At 65.4% G+C, this 16759-nt stretch carries 24 protein-coding genes; 11 read left to right on the top strand and 13 right to left on the bottom strand.

What is annotated here, in order from left to right; all coding sequences use genetic code 11:
• Position 1 precedes the first annotated feature (1 nt).
• Together BMI86_RS08570 and BMI86_RS08565 are read right to left on the bottom strand one after the other, a co-directional pair.
• Positions 2 to 676 carry an AAA family ATPase gene (locus BMI86_RS08570; protein ID WP_078540752.1) on the bottom strand — a complete coding sequence of 225 codons (675 nt, stop codon included), beginning with the start codon at positions 674 to 676 and terminating at the stop codon, positions 2 to 4.
• Entirely contained in the window at positions 676 to 1293 is a 618-nt protein-coding gene (locus tag BMI86_RS08565; protein ID WP_078540751.1) for a thiamine phosphate synthase, read from the bottom strand. The genes BMI86_RS08570 and BMI86_RS08565 overlap by 1 nt, the downstream gene beginning before the upstream one ends.
• A gap of 100 nt (positions 1294 to 1393) precedes the next feature.
• Between BMI86_RS08565 and BMI86_RS08560 the strand changes: the two genes are divergently transcribed.
• From BMI86_RS08560 to BMI86_RS08530, 7 genes are all read left to right on the top strand, one after another.
• Positions 1394 to 2149 carry an RNA methyltransferase gene (locus BMI86_RS08560; protein ID WP_078540750.1) on the top strand — a complete coding sequence of 252 codons (756 nt, stop codon included), beginning with the start codon at positions 1394 to 1396 and terminating at the stop codon, positions 2147 to 2149.
• A gap of 38 nt (positions 2150 to 2187) precedes the next feature.
• Positions 2188 to 2898, top strand: coding sequence for a hypothetical protein (locus BMI86_RS08555; RefSeq protein ID WP_078540740.1), 711 nt, complete (start codon positions 2188 to 2190; stop codon positions 2896 to 2898).
• Positions 2899 to 2967: 69 nt separating this feature from the next.
• Positions 2968 to 4017 carry an alanine racemase gene (gene alr / locus BMI86_RS08550; RefSeq protein ID WP_078540738.1) on the top strand — a complete coding sequence of 350 codons (1050 nt, stop codon included), beginning with the start codon at positions 2968 to 2970 and terminating at the stop codon, positions 4015 to 4017.
• Positions 4014 to 4805: an ABC transporter permease gene (locus tag BMI86_RS08545; protein WP_078520812.1), complete on the top strand. Its 792-nt coding sequence runs from the start codon at positions 4014 to 4016 to the stop codon at positions 4803 to 4805. The genes alr and BMI86_RS08545 overlap by 4 nt, the downstream gene beginning before the upstream one ends.
• Positions 4802 to 5548 (top strand): ATP-binding cassette domain-containing protein, encoded by a 747-nt coding sequence (locus BMI86_RS08540; protein ID WP_078540730.1) that lies wholly within the window; start codon positions 4802 to 4804, stop codon positions 5546 to 5548. Before BMI86_RS08545 ends, BMI86_RS08540 begins: the two co-directional genes overlap by 4 nt.
• Before the next feature lie 127 nt (positions 5549 to 5675).
• Positions 5676 to 6449: a DNA repair protein gene (locus tag BMI86_RS08535; protein ID WP_246831671.1), complete on the top strand. Its 774-nt coding sequence runs from the start codon at positions 5676 to 5678 to the stop codon at positions 6447 to 6449.
• 36 nt (positions 6450 to 6485) lie between these two features.
• Positions 6486 to 6923, top strand: a complete 438-nt coding sequence (locus BMI86_RS08530) for a paraquat-inducible protein A (RefSeq protein ID WP_078540724.1) — start codon at positions 6486 to 6488, stop codon at positions 6921 to 6923.
• Positions 6924 to 6956: 33 nt separating this feature from the next.
• Here the strand turns inward: BMI86_RS08530 and BMI86_RS08525 are convergent, their stop codons facing one another.
• Both BMI86_RS08525 and BMI86_RS08520 read right to left on the bottom strand, forming a co-directional pair.
• Entirely contained in the window at positions 6957 to 7184 is a 228-nt protein-coding gene (locus BMI86_RS08525) for a DUF1150 family protein (protein WP_078520815.1), read from the bottom strand.
• 23 nt (positions 7185 to 7207) lie between these two features.
• Complete coding sequence (locus tag BMI86_RS08520) at positions 7208 to 7618, bottom strand: Hsp20 family protein (RefSeq protein WP_078540722.1); 411 nt, start codon at positions 7616 to 7618, stop codon at positions 7208 to 7210.
• 232 nt (positions 7619 to 7850) lie between these two features.
• Between BMI86_RS08520 and BMI86_RS08515 the strand changes: the two genes are divergently transcribed.
• The 3 genes from BMI86_RS08515 to BMI86_RS08505 all read left to right on the top strand — a co-directional run bounded on the left by BMI86_RS08515 (position 7851) and on the right by BMI86_RS08505 (position 9714).
• A complete protein-coding gene (locus BMI86_RS08515; RefSeq protein WP_078520817.1) occupies positions 7851 to 8069 on the top strand; it encodes a DUF465 domain-containing protein in 219 nt (72 codons plus the stop codon).
• A 102-nt stretch (positions 8070 to 8171) separates the two neighbouring features.
• A complete protein-coding gene (gene purE / locus BMI86_RS08510) occupies positions 8172 to 8657 on the top strand; it encodes a 5-(carboxyamino)imidazole ribonucleotide mutase (protein WP_078540720.1) in 486 nt (161 codons plus the stop codon).
• Complete coding sequence (locus BMI86_RS08505) at positions 8650 to 9714, top strand: 5-(carboxyamino)imidazole ribonucleotide synthase (RefSeq protein WP_078540718.1); 1065 nt, start codon at positions 8650 to 8652, stop codon at positions 9712 to 9714. Before purE ends, BMI86_RS08505 begins: the two co-directional genes overlap by 8 nt.
• Positions 9715 to 9758: 44 nt before the next feature.
• Here the strand turns inward: BMI86_RS08505 and BMI86_RS08500 are convergent, their stop codons facing one another.
• Together BMI86_RS08500 and BMI86_RS08495 are read right to left on the bottom strand one after the other, a co-directional pair.
• Positions 9759 to 10562 (bottom strand): VOC family protein, encoded by an 804-nt coding sequence (locus BMI86_RS08500; protein WP_078540716.1) that lies wholly within the window; start codon positions 10560 to 10562, stop codon positions 9759 to 9761.
• Between the two features lie 12 nt (positions 10563 to 10574).
• Positions 10575 to 10979 (bottom strand): DoxX family protein, encoded by a 405-nt coding sequence (locus BMI86_RS08495; protein ID WP_078540714.1) that lies wholly within the window; start codon positions 10977 to 10979, stop codon positions 10575 to 10577.
• A 127-nt stretch (positions 10980 to 11106) separates the two neighbouring features.
• Here BMI86_RS08495 and BMI86_RS08490 point away from each other — a divergent pair, with 127 nt between their 5' ends.
• On the top strand, positions 11107 to 12000 hold the full coding sequence (locus tag BMI86_RS08490) for a LysR family transcriptional regulator (RefSeq protein ID WP_078540712.1): 894 nt from the start codon (positions 11107 to 11109) through the stop codon (positions 11998 to 12000).
• 4 nt (positions 12001 to 12004) lie between these two features.
• Here BMI86_RS08490 and BMI86_RS08485 read toward each other — a convergent pair whose 3' ends face one another.
• From BMI86_RS08485 to ihfB, 7 genes are all read right to left on the bottom strand, one after another.
• Positions 12005 to 12562 (bottom strand): LuxR C-terminal-related transcriptional regulator, encoded by a 558-nt coding sequence (locus tag BMI86_RS08485; protein WP_078540710.1) that lies wholly within the window; start codon positions 12560 to 12562, stop codon positions 12005 to 12007.
• Positions 12563 to 12592: 30 nt separating this feature from the next.
• Entirely contained in the window at positions 12593 to 13102 is a 510-nt protein-coding gene (locus BMI86_RS08480) for a hypothetical protein (protein ID WP_078540708.1), read from the bottom strand.
• An 82-nt stretch (positions 13103 to 13184) separates the two neighbouring features.
• Positions 13185 to 13718 carry a PepSY domain-containing protein gene (locus BMI86_RS08475; protein WP_078540699.1) on the bottom strand — a complete coding sequence of 178 codons (534 nt, stop codon included), beginning with the start codon at positions 13716 to 13718 and terminating at the stop codon, positions 13185 to 13187.
• A gap of 139 nt (positions 13719 to 13857) precedes the next feature.
• Complete coding sequence (gene trpB, locus BMI86_RS08470) at positions 13858 to 15090, bottom strand: tryptophan synthase subunit beta (protein WP_078540698.1); 1233 nt, start codon at positions 15088 to 15090, stop codon at positions 13858 to 13860.
• 113 nt (positions 15091 to 15203) lie between these two features.
• Entirely contained in the window at positions 15204 to 15884 is a 681-nt protein-coding gene (locus BMI86_RS08465; protein WP_078540697.1) for a phosphoribosylanthranilate isomerase, read from the bottom strand.
• A gap of 1 nt (position 15885) precedes the next feature.
• Complete coding sequence (locus BMI86_RS08460; protein WP_152844360.1) at positions 15886 to 16242, bottom strand: LapA family protein; 357 nt, start codon at positions 16240 to 16242, stop codon at positions 15886 to 15888.
• 6 nt (positions 16243 to 16248) lie between these two features.
• A complete protein-coding gene (gene ihfB, locus BMI86_RS08455; protein ID WP_075774953.1) occupies positions 16249 to 16536 on the bottom strand; it encodes an integration host factor subunit beta in 288 nt (95 codons plus the stop codon).
• Between the last annotated feature and the right edge of the window lie 223 nt (positions 16537 to 16759).

Genomic DNA, 16759 nt, shown 5'->3' with positions numbered 1-16759 from the left:
ATCAGTCGCGCACGACCAGATCGGCGGCGCGGCTCTCGCGCGTGATGGTGCGGCCATTGGGCAGGTCGTTTTCTTCGACGCGGCGGCGCGTCTCGGCCAGATCGCAGCCCTGATCGCGCCAGCGTTGAGTGAGCCGCTCGCGCAGCACCTCTTCTGGCAGATCGATGCGGATCGTGAGATCGAAGAGCGGGTAGAGATCGCTCCAACCGGGCCGCGTCAGCAGCAGGTAATTGCCCTCGACGATAAGGTATTTCGCCGAGCCCGGCACGCTTGCGCCGCCCGGAACGGTCGCGTCCAGATCGCGGTCGAAGGTCGGCACGGGCTCGTCCTCACGGCTCGATTTCAGCCGTGCAAGAAGCTGAAAAAACCCTTCCGTATCAAAGGTTTCCGGCGCGCCCTTCACGTTACGCAAGCCGCGTTCGTCGAGCCAGTCATTGTCGCGGTGAAACCCGTCCATCGCGACGATAGCCGATTGCGTCCCGAGCGCCTCGGCCAGCTCATGCGCGAGATGCGACTTGCCCGCACCGGGGCCGCCGACCAGCCCGACCAGCAGCCGTTCGCCCGGAAGCTGGCGGATATGCGAGGCCAGATCGGCGCGCGGCACCTGCAGCTCGCTCTCCATGAAGGCCCCGTGATCGCCCATCGGGCCGTCGCTATCGCCGAGCCAATCCGGCATCACGACATCGCCTTGATGAACCGTCCCAGAGCTGCGGCAGGGTCGTCCTCGCGCCAGACCTCGTCGCCGAAGGCGAACCAGTCGGTGACGGGGGCGAATTTCGTCACGAGCTCTTCGGTGAGCGCACCTTCAGCCACCACCGGCACCTCGATCACTTCCGACCACCAGGCGAACAGCTCATGTTCGGCGGGTTCGGCGGTGCCGAGATTGGTCTCGCCGATCGGACCGAAGCAGACATAGTCGGCCCCAGCCTCGCCCGCGTTCATCCCCTCATGGCGGGAATTGCCGCAGTAGCTTCCGACGATCGCGTCGTCACCCAGCTCCTTGCGGCCATAGCGGATCTGCTTCGCGCCGTCGGTGAAATGCACCCCGTCGAGCCCGTGGCGTTCCACCAGAGCGACATGGGATTCGATCACCAGCGCCACGTCGCGGGTATGGGCCACTTCGCGCATCGCATCGGCGATCCGACCGATCTCGTATTCGTCGCGACTGGCCAGCGACAGGCGGATGCAGGCGATGTCATGCGCATCGAGCACCGAGGCCAGTTTCGGCGCGAATTCCTCGGCGTCGAAAGCGGGCGGCGTGATCAGGTAAATCTGCGGGCGGTCTTCGGCCATGGGCAGGCTCCTTTGCGGGTCTTGGCCGCCTATTAACGCAAGCGGCGCGGCCTTGCCAGTGCCAGCTTGCGCGACTAGGAGAGGCGCGAAAGGACCGCCCATGCCCAATACGCCCGAAATTCCCGATCCCGCCCAGCCCGCCTTCATCCTCGTGCGTCCGCAGATGGGCGAGAATATCGGAGCGGCGGCGCGCGCGATGCTGAACTTCTCGCTGCGCAAGATGCGGCTGGTGGAGCCGCGCGACGGCTGGCCCAATCCGAAAGCGGTGGCGATGGCCTCGGGCGCGGCCGGTCAAGTGCTCGACTTCGCGGGCGTCTATGACAGCGTGGCGGACGCGGTGGCCGACTGCGATTACGTCTTCGCGACCACCGCGCGGGGCCGCGAGCTGCCCAAACCGATCTACACGCCCGAGGCGGCGATGGAGGAGGCGCGCAAACGCATCGTCGCGGGCCAGAAGGTCGGCGTGCTTTTCGGGCCCGAGCGCACGGGGCTGGAGAATGACGACATCCTGCGCGCCAATGCGATCATCACCGTGCCGGTGAACCCGGAATTCTTCTCGCTCAACCTCGCGCAGGCGGTGCTGCTGTCGGCCTATGAATATTCGCGCCACACGCTCGAGTCGGTGCCGGTCGATCCCGGCCTTGCGGGCCATGATCCGGCGAGCGCGGTCGAGGTCGAGAAGCTGGGCGATCACTTCGAGCAGCGGCTCGAGGAGGCGGGCTTCTTCCACCCGCCTGCGAAAGCGCCGATGATGAAGCGCAACCTGCGCAACATGTGGACGCGCTTTGCGATGACCCGCTCGGAGGTGCAGACGCTGCACGGCGCTCTGCGACAAATTCTCCGCCCGCGCGACTGACGCTTGGTCAAAGACGCGGCTTGCGCCATCTTGGCAGCATGTGGCGCGTGATCCGGGTCTCAGTATTGGCACTTCTGGCGGGTGGGCTTTTGGGTCTGCTCGCGCTGTTGTGGTTCTACCCGGTGCTGGCGGCGGGGCTGTGCCCGCGCTGTTTCGGGATGGACCGGGCCGCGCCGGGCATTTTCGTCGAACATGAGATGAGCCGCACAGAGCGGCGCGATCTGGTCGAGACGGTCGATGCGGCGCGCGATACGGTCGGCCAATTCTACCCGACGCGCGAAGCCCATACCCGCATTCTCGCCTGCACGAGCGACGCCTGCGACCGCCGCCTCGGCGGACGGGGCGCTGCGGCGGTGACCTATTCGCTCGGGGCTTGGGCGGTGGTGCGCGTGGCCCCGCGCGGGCTGACCGAGACGATCCTCGCCCATGAGCTGACCCATACAGAGACCCATGCCCGGCTGGGCGTGCTGGGTCAGGTGCGCGGTCGGATGCCCGCGTGGTTCGACGAGGGGCTCTCGGTGCTGGTCTCGAACGATCCGCGCTATCTCGGGCCGGGCTCGGGTATCGAGCGCTGTCAGGCGCTGCCGCGCGCCGACCTGCCCAGCTCGCCTTTCGACTGGGCGCCGCAGGCCGGGCGCGACAACGGGCTTTATGCCGAGGCCGCCTGCGCCGTGCTGATCTGGGAGGCGCATCAGGGCGGGCCGGAGGCCATCCTTGCGCGGCTGGAAGACGGGCGCAGCTTTCCCTGAAACGCAGCCATGCGCGCGGCTTGCGCGGATTGCCCTTGACCTGAGGCCGTGTGCGCAGAAAAAGGGGCCATGGCACAGGCAAATCTTCATATCGACCTCGACGCAGTGGTCAGCAATTGGCGCGCTCTCGATGCGCAATCGGGCGCGGCGACGCGCACGGCGGCGGTGGTGAAAGCCGACAGCTACGGCTTGGGCGCAGGGCGCGTGGCCCCGGCTCTGTATCAGGCGGGTGCGCGGGACTTCTTCGTCGCGCTGGCCGAGGAAGGCGCGCGACTGCGCCCGCATCTGGGCGAGGACGCGCGAATCTTCATCCTCGGCGGTCACATGGCGGGCGATGCTGGCTTCCTGCGCGACGCGCGGCTGATCCCGATGCTCAACTCCGCCGAACAGGCCCAGCGGCATCTGCAGGCGATCCCCGAGAGCCCCGTGGGCGTGCAGCTCGACACCGGAATGAACCGGCTCGGGATGGAGGCAGCCGAGTGGCAGGCCACCGCGCCGCAGCTGATGGAGCGCGGGATCGAGCTGGTGATGAGCCACCTCGCCTGTTCCGACGAGCCCGAGCACGAGATGAACGCCAAGCAGCTGGCCGAGTTCAAACGGATGACCGACGGGATGGGGCTGAGCCGCTCGCTCTCGGCGACGGGCGGCATTCTGCTAGGCCCGGACTATCATTTCGACGTGACGCGGCCCGGCATTGGCCTCTACGGCGGGCGCCCCTTCGAGGAGGCGCGCCATGTCGCGACCCTGTCGCTGCCGGTGATCCAGACCCGCGTGGTCCAACCCGGCGAAACCGTGGGCTACGGCAACACCTGGACCGCCGAGCGCGAGACGAAGATCGCGACGCTCTCGGCGGGCTATGCTGACGGAATTCACCGCGTGCTGTCGAACATCACCGCGCTTTACGCGGGCGACACGGCATGTCCGCTGCGGGGCCGCGTCTCGATGGACCTGCTGACGGTGGATGTGACCGATCTCGATACGGTGCCCGACACGCTCGATCTGCTTAGCGCGCATCAGGGCGTCGATACGCTGGCCGATCTGGCGGGCACGATCGGCTATGAAATCCTGACCTCGCTCGGTCCCCGCTATGCCCGGAATTACGCGGAGCCCACCGCATGAATGCAGCGGCGCTCAGCCGACCGCTGGCCGCGCTGGGGCGGGCCACGCTCGCGCTGATGGCGGCGACGGGGCGGCTGTCGCTCTTTGTGGGCGAGACGCTGAGCCACCTGCTCCGCCCGCCCTTCTACCTGCGCGAATTCTGGCTTGCGTGCCTCAATATCGGCTGGCTGTCGCTGCCGGTCGTGGGGATGACCGCGCTGTTTACCGGCGCCGCGCTGGCGCTGCAGATCTACGCGGGCGGCGCGCGCTTCTCGGCCGAACAGGTCGTGCCCTCGATCACCGCAATCGGCATGGTGCGCGAGCTGGGCCCGGTTCTGGGCGGGTTGATGGTGGCGGCACGCGTCGCGTCGAGTATCGCCGCCGAGATCGGCACGATGAAAGTGACCGAGCAGATCGACGCGCTCACCACGCTCTCGACCAATCCGATGAAATATCTCACCGTGCCGCGCGTGCTGGCCGCGACGCTTTGCGTGCCGATGCTGGTCGGCGTGGGCGACGTGATCGGGATCATGGGCGGCTGGATGGTCGGCGTGAACCGCCTCGGCTTCAACTCGGCCACCTATCTCAAGAACACATGGGACTTCCTTGAATTCTGGGATGTGGGATCGGGCCTCGTGAAAGGGGCGGCCTTCGGTTTCATCGTGGCCACGATGGGCTGCTATCACGGGATGAATTCGGGCCGCGGCGCGCAGGGCGTGGGCCGGGCCACGAAATCGGCGGTGGTCGCCGCCTCGGTCGCGATCCTCGCCGCGAATTACGTGCTGACGGAGGCCTTCTTCTCGGCATGATCACCCTCGACGGCATAACGCGGAGTTTCGGATCGAAACACGTCCTGCGCGGCGTCGATCTGGTGGTGCCGACGGGGCAATCCACCGTCATCATCGGCGGCTCGGGCACCGGCAAATCGGTGCTGCTGAAATGCATCCTCGGGCTGATCGAGCCCGATGGCGGCAAGATCACCCTCGACGGGGTCGACGTGCATGAGGGCGAGCGCGACGCGTTCCTCGCCCGCTTCGGGATGCTGTTTCAGGGCGGCGCGCTGTTCGACAGTTTCTCGGTCTGGGAAAACGTGGCCTTCCGCCTGCTGCGCGGCGCGCTGAAACGACCCAAGGCGGAGGCGCGCGAGATCGCCATCGAGAAGCTGCGTCGCGTGGGGCTGTCGCCCGATGTGGCGGACCTGTATCCGGCGGAACTGTCGGGCGGGATGCAGAAACGCGTCGGCCTCGCCCGCGCCATCGCGGCAGAGCCCGAGATCATCTTCTTCGACGAGCCCACAACCGGGCTCGACCCGATCATGGCGGGCGTCATCAACGAGCTGATCCGCGAGATCGTCACCGAGATGGGCGCGACCGCGATGACCATCACCCATGACATGTCCTCGGTCCGCGCGATTGCCGACCGCGTTGCGATGCTTCATGCGGGCAAAATTCGCTGGGAAGGCCCGATCGCGGAAATGGACGAAACTTCCGACCCTTACGTCCAGCAGTTCATCCACGGGCGCGCCGAAGGGCCGATCGAAACGCTTCGTTAATACACAGGCTGCGGAACCAAGCGAATTTCCGCGCATTCTCCCCAAGTGCTTGATCCGCCAACGAGACTCAATCTCGGACCGGAACTGGCCGCTATCTTCAATATGGGAACCGGGGGGAGGTCACATCATGCAAACCGAACAGGTAGGAAGCCCCAATCTAGACCGTTTCAACGCGGCAATTGGCCAAACGCTCACCGTCACTGTCGCAATCACCGCACTCGCCGCCATCGGCGCGGTCGCAGCCGCCTCGCTCGGGTTGATGCCGTGGCTCAGCCTCGAGGCGCAATTCGGCGAAACCGCCCTGCCCGATTTCGGTGTCTGGCTGCAGGTGGGCGCGGCCTTGCTGGCGCTGATCCTGTTGCTCTATCTGCCCTCCTGCTCGCGCGTGTCCAAGCTCGAAGGCAGCCATCGCCGCTTTCATGTCGGCATGGATGACGTGGCCCGCGCCTATCGCAGCGCCCACGATTCCGATCGCGCGGGCGTCTTCGCGCTCTCGGGCGAATTCGACGCGGTGCGCGAGCGGATCACCCATCTGCGCCAGCATCCCGATCTGGGCGGGCTGGAGCCCGAACTTCTGGAACTGGCCGCGCAGATGAGTCTGCAATCGCGCGATCTCGCTGAGGTCTATTCCGCCGAGAAAGTCAAACGCGCCCGCGCCTTCCTCGAACAGCGCCAGCAAGAGGCCGAGACCCTGAGCGATCAGATTTCGGTCGCCCGCCGGACATGCTCGGAGCTGCGCGAATGGCTGACCGATGTGGAGACCGAAGAGCGCGAGGTCAGTGCCGAGTTCAGCCTGCTGGAGCGCGACCTGCGTGACATCCTGCCCCTGCTGGGCTACGAAATCGAAGACGGCCCGCAGCCCAATGTGGTGCCGATCGCGAAGAAAGAATCCAAGTCGTAACGGGGTCTGAGCGCCCCTAGGGGTGAGCGCCGGTCGATGCTGAAATTCGCCAATCTGGCGCTCTTGCTTCTCTTCCCCCTCGCCTGGGCCGCGCCGCTTCTGCGCGCGGGGCTCTTGCCCTTCTTCGGGCTGGAAGAGATCTCGGTGCTCAGCGGGTTGCAGACGTTGTGGCGGACGGATGTGTTCCTCGCCCTGCTCGTCAGCTTCCTCGCGCTCTTTGCCCCCTATCTGAAGGTGATCGGCGTCGCGCTGATCCAGTTCGATCTGGCCGCGCCGCGCCTGCTGCCCGCGCTCAATATCCTCGGCAAGCTGGCGATGGCCGACATCTTCCTGATCGCGATCTATATCGTGGTGGCGAAGGGCGTGGGCGTCGGGCGGCTCGAGACGGCCTGGGGGCTGTACCTGTTTACCGGATGCGTCGCGGCCTCTTTCGCGATCTCGCATCTGGAAATGAAAAAGGCGCCGCGAGGGTGATCCCCCGGGCGCCTTTCGCGTCCTTTCAGCCGATCAATGGACCGAGACCGGGTCCAGATCGTTCTGCCGGGCCAGCGAGAAGGCCAGCTTGCGGTCCTTCACCAGCGCGAGCCGTTCGCCATCGCTGTCATGCACCGCATAGAGGTGATCGACATCGTCCAGCTCGGCCCGGATTTCCTCGGGCAGATCGACGACCGCGACTTCGCGGACATAGACGATGGGATGCTCGGCATTATCGCCGAAATCATATTCCGTATTCATTGCGCGTTTCCTTTCCTGCCTGTTCATTTCCGCTCGATCGGGATGGTCTGCACGATCGTCTCGGGCGGGGCCCGGTTCAGATCGACATGCAGAAGACCGTTCTCGATCGTCGCGGCTGCGACCTCGACCCCTTCTGCGAGCACGAAGCTGCGCTGAAAGGCCCGTGCGGCGATCCCGCGATGAAGGAACAGGCGTTCGCTGTCCTCTTCGCTTTGACGGCCGCGGATCACGAGTGCCCGGTCTTCGAGCGTGATCGCGAGGTCTTCCTCGCGGAAGCCTGCCACTGCGAGCGTGATGCGGAATGCATCCTCGCCGCGTTGTTCGATGTTATACGGCGGATAGGCATCCGATCCCTTGGCGGTGCGTTCCACCAACCGTTCCAACTGGTCGAAGCCCAGCAGGTAGGGATGTGCGCCAAAACTCAGTTTCGTCATTCGGCAAGCCCTTGATCAAGCGACGTTGCAAGTTCGGGCCCCGATCTTCGGCAGCCCACTGATCAAATATGGGCGGCGTGGAAGCCCCCTGCAAGACCCCGCCGACCATTTACGCTGACGGCAAATTTTCTCCTAACCCGTTCGAAACCTGTTATATTGACCCTCCCACCTGACCGCCTTGGCCGAGTCGGGCGGATGATATTTTGCGCAACCAGAACCGGACGATACGGATATGAACGCCCATCTCGAGATGGATCATGAAGAAGTGCTGCGGGTAAAACTGGAAGTGCTGCGCCGCGAACACCGCGATCTGGACGAGGCGATCCTGGCGCTCACGCAGGCCGTGCATTCAGATCAGCTGCGCCTTGTGCGGCTGAAAAAGCAAAAGCTGGCCCTGAAAGACGAGATCGCGCGGATCGAAGACCAGCTCACCCCCGACATCATCGCCTGAACCTGACCTCTCGACCAATCCGATCGGCGCCTGCGCGCCTCCGGGGCTTGCCGCGACGGCACAGATTCCTATAGTGCGCGCTCCATCTGAAAAGGGGGCGTCATGAGCGTGAAAGTGGGAATCATCATGGGCAGCCAGTCCGACTGGTCCACGATGAAAGAGGCGGCGGAAATTCTCGACGAACTCGGTGTGGAATACGAGGCGAAGATCGTCTCGGCCCATCGCACTCCCGACAGGCTCTGGTCCTATGGCAAGACGGCCGTGGAGCGTGGGCTGCACGTCATCATCGCAGGCGCTGGCGGTGCGGCGCACCTGCCGGGCATGATGGCATCAAAAACCCGCGTGCCGGTGATCGGCGTGCCGGTGCAGACCCGGGCGCTCTCGGGCGTCGACAGCCTCTATTCCATCGTGCAGATGCCCAAGGGCTTCCCGGTCGCGACCATGGCGATCGGGGCTGCGGGCGCGGCCAATGCCGGCCTCATGGCGGCTGGCATCCTCGCGGTGTCGGATGAAGGTCTGGCGAAGCGGCTCGACGACTGGCGCGAGAAGCTCTCGGCCTCGATCAAGGAGGAGCCGGAAGATGAGTGAGCCCCTGCCCTATGGATCGGTGATCGGCATCCTCGGCGGCGGTCAGCTGGGCCGGATGCTCTCGGTCGCGGCCTCGCGTCTGGGCTACAAGACCCATATCTTCGAGCCGGGCGCGAACCCGCCCGCAGGCGACGTGGCCCATGCGGTGACGACCGCGCCCTACGAGGACGAGGCCGCGTTGCGCGCCTTCGCCGAGGCGGTGGACGTCATCACCTACGAATTCGAGAACGTGCCGACCTCGGCGCTCGATCTGCTGGAGAGCCTCAAACCGATCCGCCCGAGCCGCAAGGCGCTCGCGGTCAGTCAGGACCGTCTGGTCGAGAAAGCCTTCCTCAACGATCTGGGCCTCGCCACCGCGCCTTTCGCCGCCGTGGACGATCTCGAGGACCTGCAGGAAGCGATCGCCGAGATCGGCTGCCCCGCGATCCTGAAGACCCGTCGCTTCGGCTATGACGGCAAGGGTCAGGTTGTGATCAACGCGCCCGAAGAGGCCGCCGCCGCGCTGGAGGATATGAAGGGCGCGCCCGCGATCCTCGAAGGCTTCGTGGAGTTCTTCAAGGAGATCTCCGTGATCGGCGCGCGCGCCGAGGATGGCGCGATCTCCTGCTTCGATCCGGGCCAGAACAAGCATGAGGGCGGCATCCTGCGCACCACGCTGGTCCCCGCCGCGATCACCGACAACCAGCGCACCGATGCGGTTCTGCTGGCGGCCAAGATCCTGAACAAGCTCGATTATGTCGGCGTGATGGGGGTCGAGCTTTTCGTCACCCGCGACGCGCTGATCGTGAACGAGATCGCGCCCCGCGTGCATAATTCCGGCCACTGGACACAGGCGGGTTGCGCTGTCGACCAGTTCGAGCAGCATATCCGCGCCGTGACCGGCTGGCCGCTGGGCGACGGCTCGCGCCATTGCGATGTCGAGATGGAAAATCTGATCGGCGACGATATGGACCGGGTGCCGGGACTGGCGAAGCTCGCGCGGTATCAGGTGCATCTCTACGGCAAGGCCGAGGTGAAGCCGGGCCGCAAGATGGGCCATGTGAACCACATCCTGTAAGCGGAAAAGGCGCCCATCGCGGGCGCCTTTCTCTTATCTCTCGATCACTTCGCGGACCATGTGAAGCGCGTGCCCCACGGGTCGGCCACGCTGTCGCCATAGGCCTCGCGAAAGGCGGCGAGCGGTTCGGCGTCCGCCTTCAGTCCGACCTCGACCAGACCGGTCGCGGGCTGGTGACGCTCTTTGGCCCCGCGGCTGTTCCAGACATTGGTGGCGAGGTGGTGGTGATAGCCGCCCCAGCCGTGGAAATTCGCCCCCGGATAGCGCGCCATCACATCCGCGCCGAGCGTCTCGGCATAGAACGGCTCCGCCGGGTCGAGCGCGCCCACCTGAAGGTGAACGTGGCCGATCACCGTGCCTTTCGGCGCACCGCGCCACGGGCCACGGGCCTCTGCCATCACGTCGCGCAGGTCGATCGGATCGGTCACCATCGCGATCATCCCGTCCTTGCGCGGCCAGTCCTCGCGGGCGCGGTCGCGGTAGATCTCGATGCCGTTGCCCTCGGGGTCGTGCAGGTAGACCGCCTCGCTGACGAGGTGATCGGACGCCCCGTCGAGCCGGATGCCGGTCTCGGCGGCGTGGGTCAGCCAGGCGCCCAGATCGGCCCGCTCGGGCAGCAGGAAGGCGGTGTGAAACAGCCCCGCTTCCGACCGGCTCGATTTGCGCGCCGATGCGTCGGCCTTGAGGATCACGAGCACCTTGCCGTCGACGCCGTAGCGCGCCTCGGTTGCGTCGCCCGAGATCCGCTCCAGCCCGAGCACGCTCTCGTAGAACGCACCCACCGCCGGGAGGTCATGCACCACGAGGGTCACATGGCCGATTTCGACATTTGCATCACTGGTAGCCATCGTCTCCTCCTGTCACTTCAGTTTGGTCGGGCGCAGCGCATAGAGGCCGTCACCCAGAGCCGCGAGCGCGAATTGCACGATGGCCCACATCACCGGGTATTCCCAGCCGCCGCCCTGGTTCGAGAAGCCGAAGCCGTTGCCCCAGTGTGCCGTGAAGGCCGCGCCGAGCGGGATGAACCCGAGCCCGAAGGATACGATCCGCGCATAGATGCCGGTGATCAAGGCGATACCGCCGAGAATTTCCGCCGCCATCGTGAGGATGCCGAGCCAGCCGGGCAGGCCCAGCGATTCAAAGAAGCCCATCGTGCCGGCCGGGGTGAAGACGAACAGCTTCGTCAGCCCGTGGACGAGGAACAGAGCGCCGGTCAGAAGGCGCAGGACGAGGATGCCGTAAGGGGCGAGTTTGGTGTCGATCATGGTCTGTCTCCTGTAACCGCAAGCTCTGTGCGGTGTGTTCGCGTTACAGCGAGGAAATTAGCCATTCCGTTAGCGAATAAAATGGATATTATCAGGAATGACTTTTACCATTTTGTTCTGAATAGCGATGGACATCACCGAACAACTCCGCGCCTTCGTCGCGACCGCCCGCGCGGGCTCGTTCACTGCAGGGGCAGAGCAGCTGGGCATCTCCAACCGGCTCGCCTCGAAATACGTGGCCGAGCTGGAGGACCGCCTTGGCACGCGACTGTTGCAACGCACGACGCGGCGGATCGGACTGACGCCCGCGGGCGAGCGTCTGCTGGCCGAGGCGCCAAGCGTGCTCGACGGGCTCGACGATCTTCTGGGCGCGGTATCGGAGCAATCTCGCGGATTTTCGGGCGTGCTGCGGATCTCCGCGCCGGTCACTTTCGGCGAGGTCTATCTGGCGGAGATGCTCGCGCGCTTCGCAACCCCCCACCCCGATCTGGTGATCGACCTGACGCTCTCGGATGCCGCGACCGATCTGGCCGCCGAGGGGATCGACCTCGCCTTCCGGATCGGGCAGCTCCGCGATCAGGCGCTGCGGGCGCGCAAGCTGGGCGAGATCGGGATGCGGGTGGTCGCCTCTCCGGCCTATCTCGAACGCGTGGGCCGCCCGGGTCAAATCGCCGATCTGGCGGATCACCGCTGCATCCACGACACCAATCACAGTGCGATCCCGCATTGGCGCTATCGCGCGGGCGGAGAGATCGCCGCCCTGCCCGTTCCGGCGCAAATCCGCGTCAATAGCGGGCGCGCCGCCTGCGAACTGGCGCTGGCGGGGCATGGCATCACCTACGGGCCGGAATTCGTGCTGGAGCCGGAGATCGCGGCGGGGCGGCTGGTTTCACTGTTTCCGCCCGAGACGCTGCTGCGCATCCCGCTTCATGCGGTCTATCTCGACGGGCCGCGCCTGCCGCGCAAGCTGCGCGCGCTGATCGAGTTCGCCTATGAGGATACGCGCTCGCTCCGGGCCTGAGCGCTCAGCCCTTGGCCACCGCCGTCACGCCCTGCTTCGCCGTCGTGTCGCTGCGTTGCGCCGCGTCGGCACGCTGGTCCATCATGTCCTCGACGAAAAGACTCAGAAGCGCGCCGCGCCCGTTCACCCCCGCCTTGCGGTAGATCGCGGCGCTTTGCGCCTTGGCGGTGCCCTCGGAGGTCTCGCGGAGCGCCGCGATTTCCGCCGTGCTCAGCCCCTTGATCGCAAAAAGCGCGACCTCGCGTTCGGCCGCCGTGAGGCCCCAGTCCGAGAAACGCTCTTCCAGCAGGTCCTCAAAGGCCGAGGTCGCCCGGCGCAGACGCGCCTTCGCCCGTGCCCCCTCTCGCAGCGCACCTGCCAGGGCGAAGGCGCCGAGCGCGAGCCCCAGAATGAGGCCAAGCGCCGCCCCGAGTTCGAGGATTTCGCGGTTCTGCCAGCTGATCGGCGCGGGATAGAGGCCGAAGACCGACAGCAGGATATCGGAGATGAAGAACAGCGCGCAGACCGCCTGAAACAGCAAGATCGCCCCGACAAGCACCGCACGGCGCAGCCGCGACGTCATCGCGCCGCTCCCGCCGGTCGGTCCGAGGCGTCAATCATCGTCGCTTTCCCCGCCGCCATCGTCGCCGCCACCGCTGTCGCCGCCGCCGCCACCGCTACTGTCGCTATCGCTGCTGTCGTGGCTTCCGCCATCGTCGCTGCCCGATGCGCTACTGCTATCGTCCGAGGAGTCGTCGGAGGAGTCGCTATCGGAGGTCGTCGTTGTGCGGTCGGAGGTGGAGGTCGCGGTATAGCTCCCCGAGGCGCTGCCGCCCAGAGGGCTATTGTTTAGGATCGGCGTACGGCTGGAGCGCGACAGGTCGCGCAGAATCTCGCCGCTGCGCGGATCGAGGACGATTTCGCGCTCGACGCCTTTGCGGGTGCCGGTGATGCGCACGCGGCCCAGCAAGGTCCGGTGCACATCGATATTCTGGTAGCCGTAGGATTTGAGTTGCCGGGTGACCGCTTCGCTCGCGGTCTCGGCCCGCGCGAGCCCTGGCGCCACGGGCACGCTCAGCGCGCCGATCAACGCGGCTATCGCCAGATCTCTGCGCAGTCTCATCGGCAAAACTCCCTCCGCGCGCGAACGCGGCATTTCAGAGGATTATGCCCGGCGCACATGGCACCGGGCAAGTCCGTTCGGATCAGTCGTCGTCGCCACCGTCGTCGCCGCCGCTGTCATGCGACCCGCCGCCGTCGGAGCCACTGTCGTGCGAACCGCCATCGTCAGAGCCGCTCTCATGCGAGCCGCCGTCATCCGAGCTGTGATCGGAATCGGACGTGGTGTGGTCGTCGTCGTGGCTGTCATCCATGTGATCGTCGCTGCCCGAATGGTCGTCGCCGTGATCGTCCATATGGTCGTCGTCGCTGCCGTCGTAGAAATCTTCCGACTGCTGACGGACGCTGACGCCCTGCGTCATGTCATAGCCGGCGCGCGTCCGCGACATTTCCTGCTTCTGGATCTTGCCGGTGGCGCGGTCGTAGACCACTTCGATCTTGGTGCCGTTCGGGTTGTAACCCTCGGCCTTCACCTGGGTCGGGCCGACCTTGATCTCGACATTGGTGAAGCCATTGGCCTGCAGATCGGCAGCGATACCGTCCGTGGACACTTCAGCCTGTGCCATATGTGCCGAGACCGCGAGAGCCGCCAGCGCGGCGAGGGTGGATTTCATTTTCATCTTCTATCTCCTCCGGAACAATTGTCCGCCGCGGGCTGCGACGTCAGCGCAAAGGGTCGGCGGACAACGCCCGCCGGTCCATTGCCAATTGGGTTATGGAGGAGCAATAAACCTCAGGTTGTACGCCGTAAACCTGAGTTTATGCGTCCATGTCGAAGCCGAGATGCTTCGCGACCGCGAAAACGTCCTTATCACCGCGCCCGCACATGTTCATCACGATGATATGGTCCTTGGGCAGGTCAGGCGCAATCTTCATCACATGGGCCAGCGCGTGCGAGGGCTCGAGCGCGGGGATGATCCCTTCGAGACGGCAGGAGAACTGGAACGCCTCCAGCGCCTCCTTGTCGGTTATGTTCACATATTCCGCGCGGCCGGTGTCGTGCAGCCAGCTATGCTCCGGCCCGATGCCCGGATAGTCGAGCCCGGCCGAGATCGAATGCCCTTCGAGGATCTGCCCGTCCTCGTCCTGCAGCAGATAGGTCCGGTTACCATGCAGCACGCCCGGGCGCCCGCCGGTGAGCGAGGCGCAGTGCTCCATCTTCTCGTCGACGCTGTGACCGCCAGCCTCGACGCCGATGATGCGCACGGATTTGTCGTCGAGGAACGGATGGAACAGGCCCATCGCGTTAGAGCCGCCGCCAATCGCCGCGATCACGGTGTCGGGCAGACGGCCCTCGCCTTCCTGCTCTTCAAGCTGCCAGCGCACCTCCTTGCCGATGATCGACTGGAAGTCGCGGACCATGGCCGGATAGGGATGCGGCCCGGCGACCGTGCCGATGCAATAGAACGTGTCGCGCACATTGGTCACCCAGTCGCGCAGCGCATCGTTCATCGCATCCTTCAGCGTGCCGCGACCCGATTTCACCGGCACGACCTCGGCGCCCAGCAGGCGCATCCTGAAGACGTTCGGCGCCTGACGCTCGACATCCGTGGCGCCCATATAGACCACGCATTTGAGGCCGAATTTCGCGCAGACCGTCGCGGTGGCGACGCCATGCTGGCCCGCGCCGGTCTCGGCGATGATCCGGGTCTTGCCCATGCGCCGCGCCAGCAGGATCTGGCCCAGCACGTTGTTGATCTTATGCGCGCCGGTATGGTTCAGCTCGTCGCGCTTGAGATAGATCTTCGCGCCGCCCAGCTCTTCGGTGATGCGGGGCGCGAAATACAGAGGCGACGGACGGCCGACATAGTGCTTCCAGAGATCGTCCATCTCCGCCCAGAAATCGGGATCGGTCTTGGCCTTCTCGTATTCCTCTTCGAGCGCGAGGATCAGCGGCATCAGCGTCTCGGACACGAAGCGGCCGCCGAAAATGCCGAAGCGCCCGTTTTCATCGGGCACATTCATGAAGGAATTGATCAGATCGTCAGCCATGGCACACCTCGCGCTTGTCGTGAGGATCGGTCTAGCGTCAAAGCGGGGCGAGATAAATCCCCGCCCCTGCATCTGGCCAAAAATACTCGCGTCTGCGCGGGGTCAGGCGCCGCTCAGGCCGCGCCCTGACGGGCCGCCTGGATGAAAGCGCGAATTTTCTCGGGATCTTTGACGCCCGGTGCGCTCTCCACGCCCGAGGAGACATCGACCTGCCGCGCGCCGGTCAGCAGGATCGCCTCGGCCACGTTGTCCGGCGTCAGCCCCCCGGCCAGCATCCACGGCTTTTCCCACGTGCGCCCGGCGATCAGCCGCCAGTCGAAGGAAAGCCCGTTGCCGCCCGGAAGCTCCGCCTCTTTCGGCGGCTTGGCATCGAGCAGGATCTGGTCGGCCACCGCCTCATACTCCGCGATCTTCGGCAGATCGGCGGCATCGGCCACGCCCACGGCTTTCATCACCGGCAGGCCGAACTTGGTGCGGATCTCCGTCACGCGCTCAGGCGTCTCCGAACCGTGAAGCTGGATCATGTCGAGCGGCACGGCATCGAGGATCTCGGTGAGAAGCTCATCAGTGGGGTTCACCACCAGACCGACCTTGGCGATGCCGGGTTCGACATCCTGCGCCAAAGTACGCGCCTCGGCGATCTCCAGATGGCGCGGGGATTTGGGGAAGAAGACGAAGCCGACATAGCGCGCGCCCGCCTCGACGGCGGCGGCGATGTCCTCGGCCTTGCGCAGTCCGCAAATCTTGACGCGGGCGAGACCCTGCGCGTTGCGGTCTATGGCAACGGTGGGCATCTCAGCGCGAGGGCTGTTCGAGCAGCGCCAGCACGTCGTCCTTCGGGCCGGTCTTGTCGTGGCGCAGCGTCTGAACTTCAGCTTCGAGCTTGCGCGCCTTGCGGTCCGACTGGCGGGCATTGCGACGTAGGCGGGACTCGCGCGCCCATTCCCAGACGAAGCCGATCAGAAGGCCCAGCAGGACGCCCGCGAGGATCACGAGGAACAACGGCACCTGAACCGCCCAGTCCCAGCCAAGGAAGCTGCCCGCCTCGAGCGGCAGCACCCGCAGCGTGACGATTTGACGATTGGCCAGCGCCAGCCCGATCAGGACCACGGCGAGCAGACCGAGAAACAGCAGCCGAAGCGCTCGAATCATTAGCTCTTATTCCTCTTTCCCGTTCAGCCGGTCGCGCAGCAGCTTACCGGTCTTGAAGAAGGGTACGTGTTTTTCCTCGACCTCAACCGCCTCGCCGGTGCGCGGGTTCCGACCGGTGCGCGCATCGCGCTTCTTGACGGAGAAAGCCCCGAACCCACGAAGCTCGACGCGGTCGCCCGAGGCCAGCGCCTCGGTGATCTCGTCGAAGATCGTATTTACGATTTTTTCGACATCCCGCTGGTAGAGATGCGGATTCTCCTCGGCAATCTTCGTGATCAACTCAGAGCGGATCATCTTTCTATCTCCCCCCACGGGCTTGGCCGGATGTCCCCCCGGCTCTCACATGCGTCATTTCCCAATTATAGGACCAATCGGTGCAACGCGGAACAGCAAAGACCCGGAAAATCCACGTAAATTCGCGCCCCTAGCGGTCTGCCGCCGACGGAAGCGCCTTCGCAAACGCAGAAATTCGGCGCTTCGCCCGCCCACGCGTCACCCGTTGCGCGAATCGTCCTCG

The organism is Thioclava sp. DLFJ5-1 (assembly GCF_002020115.1).
Classification (GTDB): Bacteria; Pseudomonadota; Alphaproteobacteria; order Rhodobacterales; family Rhodobacteraceae; genus Thioclava; species Thioclava sediminum.
This window is presented reverse-complemented; position numbering and strand designations above follow the sequence as displayed.